Source organism: Tildeniella sp., from assembly GCF_059505325.1.
The window spans coordinates 125,489-137,935 of sequence record NZ_JCACKI010000053.1; the positions used below are offsets into that span (position 1 = coordinate 125,489).

Below are 12,447 nucleotides of genomic sequence, written 5' to 3' on the forward strand. Positions count from 1 at the left end.
CCTGAATCAGAATTGTCATCGCGATCGCTCCTTCACCATCAGTAGTGCAGGACCATCGGGCGTGATGACCGCACCAATCTCGACAAAGCCAACTTGTCGATAGCAGCGAATCGCCCGATCGTTCTCTGGTGCAGGGTCAGTCTGTATCTTTGTTATGGTGGAGTCTTGAAACAGCCAATCCATAAAGGCTTGAATCATCGCCTTGCCCAATCCTTGACCCAACTGCTCTGCATTGGCTAGAAACTGGTCAATTCCTCGCGCCCCCGGATCGGTTTCCTGCTTCCACCAGCCATCCCCCGATCCCATGACAACATAGGACTGAATAAAGCCGATCGGTTCGTTTTCCAGTAAAGCGATATAGCCGCGTGTGGTTGATTCCTTCTTCGTCAGCGGTAAATAGTCCTGCTCTACCTGTTCGGGTGTTCCAGGATCGCCCCACCATTCTGAGACATGGGGACGGTGCAGCCACTCGTGCAGCGTTGCAAGATCAGATACAACTAAGGGTCTGAAAGAAATTGCGATCGGGGGTTGTGGCATCATCGCCTTTTACATCCAGTGATTAGTTGAGTGGCTTTGCTAGAGTGCCTGATAACGATCGTCATTTCCCAGGTTGCGAGGATTTAGAGAAGTTGTCAAAGTCCCCCAGAATTGGCGAATTTAAGGGGACTGGCAGTGTTGTGGTGAAAATCCTGGGGGTTGTCGATTTTGTGTTGCGCCATTCGACTAACGAAAGTAATCACATAATTTATAAGAGAGCAGCAAAATGCGTAACTGGAGTTCTCCAATGATCCCAACCATCACTGCCTTTGAACAGTCGCCCGATCGCGGGCAGGGATTGGCGCGTGACATGCCCGTGCGCTGGGCACTGGAGGAAGTGGGACAACCTTATCACGTTCGTCTTGTTTCATTCGGCGCGATGAAGGAAGCGACTCATCGTGCGCTTCAACCTTTTGGGCAAATACCAACCTATGAAGAAGGCGATCTCATCTTGTTCGAGTCGGGGGCGATCGTGTTTCATATCGCGGAGCACCATGCGGGACTGCTGCCGAATGATGCGATCAATCGGGCACGCGCGATTACCTGGATATTTGCTGCGCTCTCCACAGTCGAGCCTGTGATCGTTCAACGCGAAATCTCTATGTATTTGGAGCGCGACAAGGTCTGGCACGAGGAGCGCCTGTTGATCGTCGAGGATCGCATCCGCAACCGCCTGGATGACCTCTCCGCTCGGCTTGGCGATCGCGAGTGGCTCAATGGAGTGTTCAGTGCTGGCGATCTGCTAATGGTGCAGGTGCTACGCAGGTTAGGCGGATCGGGTATTCTGGACGGCTATCCAAACCTCACAACCTATGTCGCTCGCGGCGAAGCACGACCAGCCTTTAAACGTGCTTTCGAGGCTCAGTTGGCAGTTTTCACTGGCAAGTAGTCATTACTTTGCGTCTAAAAACCACTCATAACCTAGCTGAAATCCTTACTCGTGACTCGATTGCAGACGAGTGATTGGCGAAACAGCCGCGATCGCAGTCGATGCTGGTGTGATATGGAAGATTGCGGCAATCGTGCCAAAGCGAATCGACACTATGACCGCAAACGTAAAACATAGCAGTTATCGCTACTGCCCTACTCTGATGCTTGTGCCACTGCTATAAAGAATCCATAACAAGAACTATCCTGAGTATCTGCGATGGCAAAACCCAAAATTTATGAAGGGGGCTGTTTATGTGGAAACATTCGCTTCGTGGCAACGGGTCCTGCGCTCAAACCCCATACTTGCTCCTGTCGGCAATGCCAGCGGCATTCGGGGTCGCTGACGCAAATGTGGGTTGAGTTTTCGCAAGATCAGGTTGAATGGACGGGAACAGGAGGCAAGCCCGCTACATGGCGATCGTCCGAATGGTCAAGTTAAAAGGCTCAGAAATGGCATTCGCCAACATCGGGACACATCGAGTCATGACCTGTGTTGGCATCATCCTGATCTCTGGGGACTTTTACCAGAAAAGACCGATCCGCTTCCTGTGGTTCCAGAGTGGTCAAAATTCCTTGAAGGGTGCATCCAGTATCGTCGCTCTTTGGATGAACAGGCGGCTAATTTGCCGCGCACGGACGAATCATACAATCAGTAGAGTGTTACTTTGATCTGACGCATTTAGCTTAGCAGCGACCTGCTGTGTTTGAATCAGGAACGTGTCCAAAAGAGGTTTGCCAAGCTGCATGAGCGATCGCACAGCTTCCTCCTCTGCTGTTTCTGGCGTGTCAGTCAATGATCATCACACCACAGATCGCTTGCGATACTGATTGGGTGGCTCCCCCATCTGACGCTTAAAGGCTTTGCTAAATGCCGTCTCAGATTCATATCCGACTCGTTCAGCAACCTCTCCCACCGTCAAATTGTGCGATCGCAACAACTCAACCGCCCGTACCATCCGCCAACGAGTGACATATTGCAGCGGTGCTTCTCCCATTAACCACTTGAAGCGGGCGGCAAATCCAGAACGGGACAGATTCACTCGTTTTGCCAGATTTTCGACCGTCCAGTTGGCTTCAGGTTGATGGTGGATCAGTGCCAGAGCAATGCTGATCTGTGGGTCAATCAATCCGCGTAACCAACTGCTATCATCCGGCTTTAAGCTACTGAGATAAGCTCGTATCGCCTGAATAAACACAATATTCGACAGATACGTAATCATCATTTCTGCCCCCGGACGGTTTGATGCCGTTTCGCAGGCGATGAATTGCAGTGTGGAATCTAGCCACTCTACTGCTCGTCCTGCTTCTCCTTTAATCAGCAAGAGTGGCGGCAGGGCAGCGAGTAAGGGATTGATCTCACGATTTTCAAAACTGGCTTTACCGCACAAAACCGTTGTTCCAGTTCCACCGCCACCGTAGTTGAGCGTCAATTGTCCCTGACAGGGGCGATGAGATAGTAGTTCTCCCAGGGTGACGACGGGGCGATCGGGGCGATCGCGCAACGCATGGGCAACGCCTGTTGGTAGTACCACCAGATCACCCTCCACCAGCGGAATCTGTTCGTCTACCCCTGCCACTTCCAGCCAGCAGTGACCGCGCATCACCACATGAAAGGAAGCATCTGCCATTGCCTCCATCTGCACCCCCCAGGGGGCAGAGAATTCGGAGCGACAATGAACGGTGCTGTGTAGTTTGACAGATTTAAGAATTTCGGTCAGAGCATCCATCTGCTTGAAAAGATTTGGACGATTGGATAGGAATACTGGCTTTTCTATTATTCTAAGTCTAGCTCAACCCATTTATAACAGAGGAAAGTTGAGTTTTTGGAGTTTTTGTATGACGATCGCTATTACTGGAGCGACTGGAAATACGGGTGGACGGATTGCCCAGCAGTTAGTTGAAGCTGGGGTAAACGTCACAGTGTTGGTCAGAAATCCTGAAAAACTACATCCTGTTATTCGTCAGAAGGCTATCGTCCGCCAGGGTTCACTGGAGGATACCCAGTTTGTCACGGATGCAACCCAAGGTGCAGATGCTCTGTACTGGGTTGTACCGTATAACTTTGGTGCTGCAAATTTTCGAGCCTATCAGCAGCATGTCGGCAATGTTGCAGCGGCGGCGATCGCAGCGAATCAAATTCCCTATGTGGTTAATCTTTCCAGTAACGGTGCTCATTTACCGCAGGGGATGGGTCCCATTTCTGGGTTGTATGAGGTTGAGCAACGGTTAAACGTTGTTGCACAAAACATTATCCACTTGCGACCGGGCTTTTTTATGGAAAACTATCTGATGCAACTGGAACCCATTCGCACGGCAAATAGCGTGTTTTTGCCGATTGCAGGCGATCGCCGTCTTGCCATGATTGCGACTCAGGATATTGCAACCGTGGCAGCAGAATTGCTACTGCAACACAATTGGAGTGGACAGTCTGTACTGGGATTGCATGGTCCAACCGATTTGAGCTTTGACGAAGCAGCAGCGATTTTGAGTCAGGAGTTGGGACAATCGATCGTCCATGTGCCGATTACCTCTGAGCAGTTTCGCGACAGTTTGCTGCAAATGGGGGCAAGTGAGAGTGTTGCAGCAGATTATGTCGAGATGTGGCAGGGTTTGAGCAATCCGGCATACACGCCTGCTGAACCGCGCACATCCCAAACGGCAACACCTACAACACTTGATCAATTTGTGCGGAAACAACTATTGCCCCAGTTGAACCAACTTACTCCGGCATAGGCAGATTGAAATTGAGTCGGAGCGATCGCGTTCCCGCACATCATCATTCCAGTGCGATCGCTCCCTTTACAGGCGTTAATTCGCCGCCAGATGAGAAAAAGCGATTGAGTGAACTCAAACGATGGATGCCAGAAACTTTACCCTGCCGTTGTGGGCGATCGCTACTGGAATCTACTGCTGGACTAAAGATGGGGGCTTTGCCTGGTCTAGTTTATAATGGGCGCAGTTGGAGTTACAGGATGAATCATGCAATCTGAACACAAGGAACCCAATCTTCAAACCTGGCGGAGTAAAGCAACTCAATTTTTATTGGGTTCACTCCTGGGATCTTTCTTAGTTCTGGTTCCTCTCTCCTATTTCATATATTTCACACCGGAAGCGGTTCATCTCATTCATTACATTGGTTCGGCTACCTTCATACTGCTGTGTGGGGCACTCTCCGCCGTGTTCGGTGATCGATTTCTGAAACTACTGTCTGCACTGTTTGAATCAATGCCTGGTAGTTGAAAAGATTGTAGTTGTGCTCCAGCTACTTAACGGGTACTGGAGTATTTGTGTCAATAGTAGTGGATTGATTAGACGCGATTACCCCGTAGGGGGAACTGCTTCGTAACGCTCACAGTGGTAGTTGCTCAACAGCATCCTTCGTTTCGACGAGGACTAACTCAACATTTGGATGATTGTTTATTGCGTCTACCAACCAGTCGAACACAGTTGATCCCTGTCTTCTCAGGGCTGCTCGTAGTGCCCAGGCGGTTTTAATCAGTGCAGTCGGAGGGCAATCCCGCAACTGTTTCAGCAATTGGCGAACAGTCTCGTCATAACCCAACGCTGCTCTCGCACAGTCTATTAGCTCACTGTCTTTGAGTAGTTGAGCCGCATTCGTCGCAGTCAGTGCTTTGATTTCCGCTTCTACCTTTGTTCCGATCGCCCGATACAAGTTATTCGCCAAAATTTTGGCTTTGAATGCACCGACATTTGAACGGTAGTAGGGCTGTGTGGAAAGATTGCGTTTTTCAATGCGATCGCGATCGATCACCTTGAGCTTACCAAAACCAGCACGGGCTAAGTTCTCAGCCAGATTTGCACCCAAAGCTCCTGCGCCACAAATGGTCACAGGGAATTCCTTGAGTTTGGTCACCACTGTATCCGTCCGGTAAAGCTGTTCATGAAAAAAGGTAGTCATAGTGCTGAGTGCTGAGATTTGAGTGCTGAGTTGCTGATTTTGCGTCTTTCGACTGAGGCTCGAAGTCCTCCGATGATTCGAGCGACTTCTTCTGCTTGAGTCAGTAATTGTGTGAACTCTGCTTGATTGAGATAATTTGCATCAAAAGCAACATACAGTTGTGAACGCAATTCTGCGCAAGATGCCTTTGCAATCGAGAGGAATTGATGAAACTCACCTTGGCGATTTCGCTCAAATCCCTCCGCAATATTGGACATAATGGAAACAGCAGCCCGTTGAATTTGCCCTGAAAGTCCGTAGTCTTTCGCAAAAGCTCCTTGTCGAGTTACTTGATAAATTTCCTTTGTCAGCAATCTAGCTTTTTGCCAAGCCACCAAATCTTCAAACCTGTCAATTCCACTACCCACTGTGATCTCCAAACTGTCGTATAACCCCAACTTCTTCAGTATTCCCTCTAAAATACTCAGCACTCAGCACCCAGCACTCAGTACTCTCGTCTTTCCATCACACCAACCAACGATTGCAGATCAAAATCGCGATCGCGTCCACTCAAGCAAATTCCAGTTCTAGTGCAGGTTGATCTGGCATAAGAGGTACGTGAAAGAGATGAGACAGCGCTAACTACAATACTCCAGACAGTTCTTAGAAAAAATGCTGAAACCCGGATTATATTAGCGATTAGCTTCGACAGAAATGCTGAAACCTGCATTATGCTGCATGCAGTGGTTTGACAGCAAGATTATCACTCGCTAGACACTCTGTTTTGCAAAAATACATCTTGACTTTTGCAGATTATTTACGCCGCGCTGCTGGTTTCATTTCTTCTAAGATTGCTTTATTGTTCTCTGACATTTGAATCTCTCCTTTGTTCAAGTGGATGTTTTAAAAGAGCGGTCTCTCTACATTGATCTGTGTCGTCGGTGTTACCACTCCATCTGCTTACTCCGCTCGGTATTGTTCTACTAACGTTGCCAAATAATCTTGTAGCGAGGTCGCTCCCCGGATGGGGACATCCGGATCGGGGAACTGCCCGTCTATTGTGGCGGCTGTCATGTTTGCGAACGACACTGCTGCCTTCTCCGAAAATCCCATGCGCTTAAACGCTTCAAGCCACTGTGATCTTGGAATCTCCGCTGCCCTCATGGGCTTGTTTAATACTGCGGCGAATGCGATCGCCACATCCTCGGAAGAATAGCGCTCAGTCCCTTCCACATGGTGAAGTTCCGTCGATTTTGCGGGTTCTGTCATGAAGCGAGCGGCTATCTGCCCGATGTCCGCAGGAGCCACCATCGGCAGCTTAAAATCAACGGGGAAGAATGTTTGTATGACACCGTTCGCGCACGCCGACTGCACCTGAATATCCCAGTTGCTCATGTAGTATGCGCCCCGGAGTATGGTTACTGGAACTGGGAGCGCGGTGAGGGATTGCTCCATCTCATAAAGGACTCCTAAATCGCCAATATCGTCGCCCGACTGAGCACCATAGGTCGATTCCGCCACGATCTTTTCAAGGTTTACACCATTAAGCGATTGGAGAATAGAATTTAGGCTCTGCCGCTCTTGAACGTCGATGTCGGTTGATGGATCGGCGGGAGGATTGAGGACAAATAGGCGTTTACCTTGCTGGATGACGCGACGAAGGAACTTCGTCGCATTTACATTAGCCGTTGCGAAATTGGCACCTTGTCGCTGAAGATCATGAGCTTTTGATGGAGTATGACCTACGACCGTGACTGCCTCGCCGCGCTCCAACAGAGCGCTGGCTAAGGATGAACCAATATGACCAGTACCACCAAGTATAATGTGCATGGAATAGTCTCCTTACCCTATGATCAGACCTCCAAAATCCCCGCACCTGTCACAAAAGCTGCTCGATCACTTGCCAAAACTTACCAAAGCAAGCTTCATTTAATCCCCTGCTGCGACATCGCTTTTTGCATTAATTCCACTGACCGTCTAGTTTGTTTGCGGATCAACTAGAACGTAATGCATACAGAAGGTGCGCTACGATTCGCTTTGCCATGATAAACCGCTTCGATATTGTTGCTATCAGGATCTAGAACAAAAGCGGCGTAGTAGTCCGGGTGATACCTGCGCTCTCTAGGTGCGCCGTTTTCCCTACCGCCGTGAGCCAAAGCGGCTTTGTAGAACGCATCCACCATGGCTCGGTCATGAGCCTGGAACGCTAAGTGATGATATCCGGTGAGTACCCCTTGAGCAGCTTCACTATCAGGTGTCGAGACGAACAACTCGTCTGCCCAAAAGAATCCATCTCCAGTGCCGCCTATTGGGATATTGAGGACATCGAAGATCGCTGTGTAGAAGGTCTGGCTGGCGAAAAGGTCTCGCACGACTAACTGGATGTGGTCGATCAAACGACCGCGATGTAATTCCTGCGTTTCCATGTCTTGCTCCTGTTGAGGGTAGCATGAATTTTAGCTTGCCTCTTTCAAGCTAGTGATACAGACGATCGCCTTCCACTATCTTTTGAAGGAGATTTCGTAACAACATATTACACAAGTCATTCTTGTGAACTTATTTCTGCAAAAGTAAACCGTAGGATTGCATGAGAGCGAACCTATGTCTAACTCAGTTCTCCCTAATTCTGAAGCGCTTTGTCTGGAGCGATCGCGCCATCCAACATGACCGTATCGACATGGTGATTCAGCTTGATGATCCGTCCATCCTTCAGAAACCAGATATGAGAAAACGGAACATCAACTGGTTTTCCGGTTACTTGAGAGCGACCTTGATAATGACCCAAAGCAATCACCATATCACCTGTGTCTAAAAGTTGATCAGGCATATCTTTCCAATTATCAAACTGTGCAGCTAATCTAGTCACCCATTTTTGCACGGCTTGTCGTCCATGATGGTGAATACCCAGGGAAAAGCTATCGGCAACATTCCAATCCACATCAGGATCGACAAGTTCTGAATTAAGCGTTTTGTAAAATTCTCGAACGATTTCCAGGTTCGTTTTCACAGTTAGTTCCTCCAGCATTGTTTAGGTGATTTGCTGTATCAGCCAGCAAAACTGTACTGGAGTTAGCTTTTTGCAGTTGGGCTAAGCAAGTTCTCTTCAATCAAACTACGATTGACGAAGCTGGCAGCGAGCATCCCACTGGCAGCCGCCCAAGAAATCTGCGAAAGAGGACTGGACGCATCGCCTACTGCATAAACTCCAGTAACAGAAGTTTGTTTGAAATCATTCACTTCTACGATGTCCTTGTTGTCTAATTTACAACCTAATTTTGCAGCGAGATGGCTGGACTGATGCGACTGAGGGTGTAACAGTAACCCACGACGAGACAGTACTTCATTGTTTGCAAACACAATTCCAGTGAGTTTGCCGTCTTGATGGTCGAGTCGAGCAATCTTCTCTTCGCGGATCTCAATTCCCCAATTGAACAACTGCTGCCGTTGCTCATCACTTAATTCCGCAGCACCATCTGAGCAGAGAACCAAATCGCGACTCCAACCTGTGAGCATGAATGCCTGTTCAAATGCCACTTCTCCTTTGCCATAAATCGCTAACGGTTGATCTCGTACTTCCCACCCGTGACAGTAGGGACAATGGAAAACGCTATTCCCCCAGAGTTCCACGAAACCTTCGATCGACGGCAGCGTGTCTTTCATTCCCGTTGCCAGGAGCAGTTTTCGACCGACAAACTGGTTACCGTCGTTGAGGATGACTTGAAAGCGTTCGCGAAGCGTGCCCGAAGGGTAATCGCCCAATTTTTCAGCATCAACCGCCTCGCCCTGCCGAATTTCAACATCGTAAGGTTGCAATTGCTCCCGTCCAATCTGTAACAGTTCTGCGGGTGCAATTCCGTCTCTGGAAAAGTAGTTGTGAGAAGCGTGAGCGACTTGATTACGTGGTTTACCAGAATCGCAGACTAATACCCGTTTACAGGCTCGTCCAAGCAGCAAGGCAGCACTCAAGCCCGCTACACCACCCCCGACGATGATTGCATCAAAAACGTTGGTTTGTAAGTCAGTATTCATAGTTTGGGTTGGTAGAGTTGATTGATGAATAGGGTGTGGGGTGTAAGCTGTAGGGTGTAGGGACTCGCACCACACAGCCGCCCTGAAGGAGCTGTGTTACTTCAGGGCGGCTGTTGCCTCAACCTCAACTAATGTTTCTGGAGAGGCAAGTGAGGCAACCCCGATGCCAGTAACAGCGGGACGCGATTCTGCTAGAAATTGCGCGAGAATGGGCGCGATCGCCTCCATACGTTCTCCAAGTTCACCTCGAACATAGATGCGAAGGTGAAGCAAGTTCTCTACGGAGCTTCCTGCTGCATCCAGGACGATGGTTAGGTTAGTCAGTGCGCTCCTGAGCTGCCCTTCAACGGTATGGGACGAGACTTGATAGTTCATGTCCCAGTCCACTTGACCAGAAATGTAAACAGTCCCCGATGCGGTATCGACAACAGCATGAGAAAGTCCGTGTGGTCTGCCATCATACAGTTGTGGCGGGTTGATTAGTTGTTTTCTCATGGTGTTTATTGTGTAGAAAAGGGCATTGTAATCGAATTCACACGATAAATTCGATGCCATACTTGGGTGCTGCTGCCAAAACTCGGTTGATCGCTTCAGGAGTAGCTGGGCGCGATGGAGATTCTGGATCGTCTACTGGAACGCCAACTTCAGCAAAGTATTTTTCAATTCCCGCAGGTATACACCAAACCAACATCTTGGCACGTTGGTTCGTGATGTTCTTGAAGTGATGCAGATGACCCTTCGGCGAATACAAGAAAGTTCCAGGGGTAGCAATTACAGTTCGATCGCCGAGATGAAACTCCAGTTCGCCCTCTTGGATATAGAACGCCTCATCTTCTCGATGGTGAATGTGGGGCGGCGGTCCAATTTCAGGATCAACTCGTAACTCGAAGAGCGTGTATTGTCCGTTGGTGTCTTCGCTCACTGCCTTGAAGGTCAGAATATCTCCGACAACGGAAAGGGACTACCCTTGAGATGGCTCAATCAATAGTTCACGAGAGGTAGTCATTGCATTTCTCCTAGTAGTTCAACAGTTATCAGTATTGAGTTCTTGCTGTTTGATGTCTCCAAAGTGTAGTGAGTTGAAGTACCTGACCTGATTGCCTGACAAAAGTCCTGAAAGGCTTACGGCTTCGCTGCTTACCCGCCCGTGATTAAAATCCGGGCTAATAGCCTGAAACCCGTTGAAACGGGTTGAAAGTCCCTTGCAGTCCTCTTTAGAGGACTTTCCCCCGTTAGCCCGCACTTTCAGTGCAGGGCGGGTCAGGCGATTGCAGAAAGATTTGTCAGGCAACCAGGTACCTGACTGCTATCAGATTCTTACAATGATTTGTCAGATGCTTGTGATGAACGTTCGCAGCTAGTCGCGCCCTGCGACAATAATCTTTTCGGCTAGACCGATAGGATTAGAAAATCACCTTAAATTAGCCCGCCATGAGTCCACCATCGATCGCGAAAGGTTGACCTGTAATGTAGCTGGCAGCATCCGAACATAAGAACACAACCGTTGCAGCAATTTCTTCAGGTTGACCCATTCGCCCCATTGGGACACTGGACGATGCCATCGACTCAAACTGCTCTGAGGTTATACCCATCTCTTGGAGGCTCTGAGGAGACACGATGTCTGTGCCGCGAAAATAGCCAGGATTGACAGCATTAATCCGAATCCCTTGCTTGGCATAATCGAGTGCAGCAGAACGAGTCAGACCCATCACCGCGTGTTTGCTTGCAGTATAACGACCAGAGCCAGGTCTGCCAATCAATCCCGCGACTGAAGAGGTGTTGATGATCACCCCTGCTCCTTGAGTCAGCATCTGTTGAATTTCATATTTCATACACAAGAACACACCCCTCAAGCTAATCGCCATCATGGTGTCAAAGTCTTCAGCAGACTGCTCATGGAGTGGTTTGGGAGGTTTACCAAACCCAGCGTTATTGAAGGCAAAATCTAACCTGCCGTAACTGGCGACTGTTTTCTCGATCAGTGCCTTTATATCCGTTTCACTCGATACATCCGATCGCACAAACAAACACTCTGCTCCCGTCTCTCGAATCAGAGCCGCAGTTTCTTCACCTTTTGCTTCCTGTCTGCCGGAGAACACTACTGTTGCACCCGCCGCACCGAACCCGATCGCAGTTGCTCGACCAATTCCCGCAGTTCCTCCCGTTATTAAGGCAACCTTATTTTCTAGCATCATGATCTTTACCTACTATGACTAGCACGATCGATTAGTGTATTTGAGGGCAAGTTCCGATCCATCAACTTACGCGCACTATCAACGCCCACAATGGGCAGTTTTTCAGCATCAAGCAAGCCGATTTGCACCAAAATACTCGCCTGATCCCAGTAGAGGTGTTCATGGGCTATCTTGCCATCACGAAACCGAATAATCGCGACCACTGGCACTTCAACCCGTTTCCCGGTCGGAGCAACACTGGGCAGCATCCAGTCCATCTGGATCGTATGAGTGAACTTCGCCACCATTTCATCGATGAGTTGATCCGTCCCGATCGTGCGCGAAATCGGAACTAGCTCGAAGTCTGGCGGAACCTGGGGAATGAAATATTTGGAATAAAACTCACCCACTGCTGCTTTCCCGACTCCCCCAGTCATCACTGGAATATCATTCACGTAAGCGTCTTCAACCATCGTGGCGAGCGCATCTTCAGTGCTGTGAGTACCAAACTCGTGCCCGATATGCTCTTCCCAAACCGCTTGTAAGGCTGCCTGAGCGGGTGTCAGGTTGGGGGTTGCCTGTACATTTTCTTGTTTGTCTACTGTTTGCTCTGTGACCATGTTGAATACTCCTAAGTTCTATCTAAACTGTATTGATTCCAATGCTTGATTTCTTTCAAATTCTTACGATGCCTTGTCAAATTCTTATCGGGTTAGCGAAACTGCTGTGGAACATGACGCGCACCTTTGATTAAATCCGCTGCCTTTTCGCCAATCACGATCGTGGGTGCATTTGTATTTCCGGTTGTAATGGTTGGCATAATCGAAGCATCAACGACTCGCAATCCTTCAACGCCCTGTACCCGTGGTAGCGAGAAGC

17 protein-coding genes and 3 pseudogenes are annotated in these 12,447 nt (G+C 49.1%); 6 read left to right on the forward strand and 14 right to left on the reverse strand.

From position 1 onward, the window contains the following. Positions 1–15 precede the first annotated feature (15 nt). A complete protein-coding gene (locus tag AC5JO6_RS18870; RefSeq protein WP_496082808.1) occupies positions 16–537 on the reverse strand; it encodes a GNAT family N-acetyltransferase in 522 nt (173 codons plus the stop codon). Between the two features lie 247 nt (positions 538–784). Between AC5JO6_RS18870 and AC5JO6_RS18875 the strand changes: the two genes are divergently transcribed. The 4 genes and pseudogenes from AC5JO6_RS18875 to AC5JO6_RS18890 all read left to right on the forward strand — a co-directional run bounded on the left by AC5JO6_RS18875 (position 785) and on the right by AC5JO6_RS18890 (position 2,123). Next, the gene (locus AC5JO6_RS18875) at positions 785–1,426 is read left to right on the forward strand and encodes a glutathione S-transferase family protein (RefSeq protein ID WP_496082809.1); all 642 of its coding nucleotides are present in this window, start codon (positions 785–787) and stop codon (positions 1,424–1,426) included. 84 nt (positions 1,427–1,510) lie between these two features. Beyond that, positions 1,511–1,603: pseudogene (locus AC5JO6_RS18880) on the forward strand (CGNR zinc finger domain-containing protein); the annotation flags it as partial. 81 nt (positions 1,604–1,684) lie between these two features. Continuing rightward, positions 1,685–1,903 (forward strand): annotated as a pseudogene (locus AC5JO6_RS18885) (GFA family protein); the annotation flags it as partial. Then, complete coding sequence (locus AC5JO6_RS18890) at positions 1,845–2,123, forward strand: hypothetical protein (protein ID WP_496082606.1); 279 nt, start codon at positions 1,845–1,847, stop codon at positions 2,121–2,123. The pseudogene AC5JO6_RS18885 and the gene AC5JO6_RS18890, both read left to right, overlap by 59 nt. Here the strand turns inward: AC5JO6_RS18890 and AC5JO6_RS18895 are convergent. Continuing rightward, positions 2,109–2,261 carry a hypothetical protein gene (locus tag AC5JO6_RS18895; protein ID WP_496082607.1) on the reverse strand — a complete coding sequence of 51 codons (153 nt, stop codon included), beginning with the start codon at positions 2,259–2,261 and terminating at the stop codon, positions 2,109–2,111. The two genes, AC5JO6_RS18890 and AC5JO6_RS18895, sit on opposite strands and share 15 nt — an antisense overlap. 6 nt (positions 2,262–2,267) lie before the next feature. Continuing rightward, positions 2,268–3,194 (reverse strand): AraC family transcriptional regulator, encoded by a 927-nt coding sequence (locus tag AC5JO6_RS18900; RefSeq protein WP_496082608.1) that lies wholly within the window; start codon positions 3,192–3,194, stop codon positions 2,268–2,270. Between the two features lie 109 nt (positions 3,195–3,303). Here AC5JO6_RS18900 and AC5JO6_RS18905 point away from each other — a divergent pair, with 109 nt between their 5' ends. Then, positions 3,304–4,200: an NmrA family NAD(P)-binding protein gene (locus AC5JO6_RS18905; protein WP_496082609.1), complete on the forward strand. Its 897-nt coding sequence runs from the start codon at positions 3,304–3,306 to the stop codon at positions 4,198–4,200. 5 nt (positions 4,201–4,205) lie between these two features. Beyond that, positions 4,206–4,457, forward strand: a complete 252-nt coding sequence (locus AC5JO6_RS18910; RefSeq protein ID WP_496082610.1) for a hypothetical protein — start codon at positions 4,206–4,208, stop codon at positions 4,455–4,457. Positions 4,458–4,816: 359 nt separating this feature from the next. On the opposite strand, the gene AC5JO6_RS18915 is transcribed toward AC5JO6_RS18910, so the two are convergent. The 11 genes and pseudogenes from AC5JO6_RS18915 to AC5JO6_RS18965 form a co-directional block, all read right to left on the reverse strand. Next, positions 4,817–5,386: a ThiF family adenylyltransferase gene (locus AC5JO6_RS18915; RefSeq protein ID WP_496082611.1), complete on the reverse strand. Its 570-nt coding sequence runs from the start codon at positions 5,384–5,386 to the stop codon at positions 4,817–4,819. Next, positions 5,383–5,793, reverse strand: coding sequence for a four helix bundle protein (locus tag AC5JO6_RS18920; protein ID WP_496082612.1), 411 nt, complete (start codon positions 5,791–5,793; stop codon positions 5,383–5,385). The genes AC5JO6_RS18915 and AC5JO6_RS18920 overlap by 4 nt, the downstream gene beginning before the upstream one ends. Positions 5,794–6,325: 532 nt before the next feature. Then, the gene (locus AC5JO6_RS18925) at positions 6,326–7,195 is read right to left on the reverse strand and encodes an NmrA family NAD(P)-binding protein (RefSeq protein WP_496082613.1); all 870 of its coding nucleotides are present in this window, start codon (positions 7,193–7,195) and stop codon (positions 6,326–6,328) included. Between the two features lie 167 nt (positions 7,196–7,362). Then, positions 7,363–7,791, reverse strand: a complete 429-nt coding sequence (locus AC5JO6_RS18930; protein WP_496082614.1) for a VOC family protein — start codon at positions 7,789–7,791, stop codon at positions 7,363–7,365. 194 nt (positions 7,792–7,985) lie between these two features. Further along, complete coding sequence (locus AC5JO6_RS18935; protein WP_496082615.1) at positions 7,986–8,372, reverse strand: nuclear transport factor 2 family protein; 387 nt, start codon at positions 8,370–8,372, stop codon at positions 7,986–7,988. A 62-nt stretch (positions 8,373–8,434) separates the two neighbouring features. Further along, positions 8,435–9,394 carry an NAD(P)/FAD-dependent oxidoreductase gene (locus AC5JO6_RS18940; protein WP_496082616.1) on the reverse strand — a complete coding sequence of 320 codons (960 nt, stop codon included), beginning with the start codon at positions 9,392–9,394 and terminating at the stop codon, positions 8,435–8,437. A gap of 96 nt (positions 9,395–9,490) precedes the next feature. Further along, positions 9,491–9,889, reverse strand: a complete 399-nt coding sequence (locus AC5JO6_RS18945; RefSeq protein ID WP_496082617.1) for a RidA family protein — start codon at positions 9,887–9,889, stop codon at positions 9,491–9,493. Positions 9,890–9,926: 37 nt separating this feature from the next. Then, entirely contained in the window at positions 9,927–10,316 is a 390-nt protein-coding gene (locus AC5JO6_RS18950; protein WP_496082618.1) for a cupin domain-containing protein, read from the reverse strand. A 499-nt stretch (positions 10,317–10,815) separates the two neighbouring features. Further along, on the reverse strand, positions 10,816–11,589 hold the full coding sequence (locus AC5JO6_RS18955) for a glucose 1-dehydrogenase (protein WP_496082619.1): 774 nt from the start codon (positions 11,587–11,589) through the stop codon (positions 10,816–10,818). A gap of 5 nt (positions 11,590–11,594) precedes the next feature. Further along, positions 11,595–12,188 (reverse strand): nuclear transport factor 2 family protein, encoded by a 594-nt coding sequence (locus AC5JO6_RS18960; protein WP_496082620.1) that lies wholly within the window; start codon positions 12,186–12,188, stop codon positions 11,595–11,597. Between the two features lie 92 nt (positions 12,189–12,280). Beyond that, positions 12,281–12,433 (reverse strand): annotated as a pseudogene (locus AC5JO6_RS18965) (GMC oxidoreductase); the annotation flags it as partial. Positions 12,434–12,447: the final 14 nt, after the last annotated feature.

Excerpts from the sequence above, each read along its gene's own strand:
- AC5JO6_RS18960 (WP_496082620.1), bottom strand. The coding sequence starts at position 12,188 with ATGGTCACAGAGCAAACAGTAGACAAACAAGAAAATGTACAGGCAACC.
- AC5JO6_RS18870 (WP_496082808.1), bottom strand. The coding sequence starts at position 537 with ATGCCACAACCCCCGATCGCAATTTCTTTCAGACCCTTAGTTGTATCT.
- AC5JO6_RS18900 (WP_496082608.1), bottom strand. The coding sequence starts at position 3,194 with ATGGATGCTCTGACCGAAATTCTTAAATCTGTCAAACTACACAGCACC.
- AC5JO6_RS18930 (WP_496082614.1), bottom strand. The coding sequence starts at position 7,791 with ATGGAAACGCAGGAATTACATCGCGGTCGTTTGATCGACCACATCCAG.
- AC5JO6_RS18955 (WP_496082619.1), bottom strand. The coding sequence starts at position 11,589 with ATGATGCTAGAAAATAAGGTTGCCTTAATAACGGGAGGAACTGCGGGA.
- AC5JO6_RS18915 (WP_496082611.1), bottom strand. The coding sequence starts at position 5,386 with ATGACTACCTTTTTTCATGAACAGCTTTACCGGACGGATACAGTGGTG.
- AC5JO6_RS18925 (WP_496082613.1), bottom strand. The coding sequence starts at position 7,195 with ATGCACATTATACTTGGTGGTACTGGTCATATTGGTTCATCCTTAGCC.
- AC5JO6_RS18945 (WP_496082617.1), bottom strand. The coding sequence starts at position 9,889 with ATGAGAAAACAACTAATCAACCCGCCACAACTGTATGATGGCAGACCA.
- AC5JO6_RS18905 (WP_496082609.1), top strand. The coding sequence starts at position 3,304 with ATGACGATCGCTATTACTGGAGCGACTGGAAATACGGGTGGACGGATT.
- AC5JO6_RS18875 (WP_496082809.1), top strand. The coding sequence starts at position 785 with ATGATCCCAACCATCACTGCCTTTGAACAGTCGCCCGATCGCGGGCAG.
- AC5JO6_RS18940 (WP_496082616.1), bottom strand. The coding sequence starts at position 9,394 with ATGAATACTGACTTACAAACCAACGTTTTTGATGCAATCATCGTCGGG.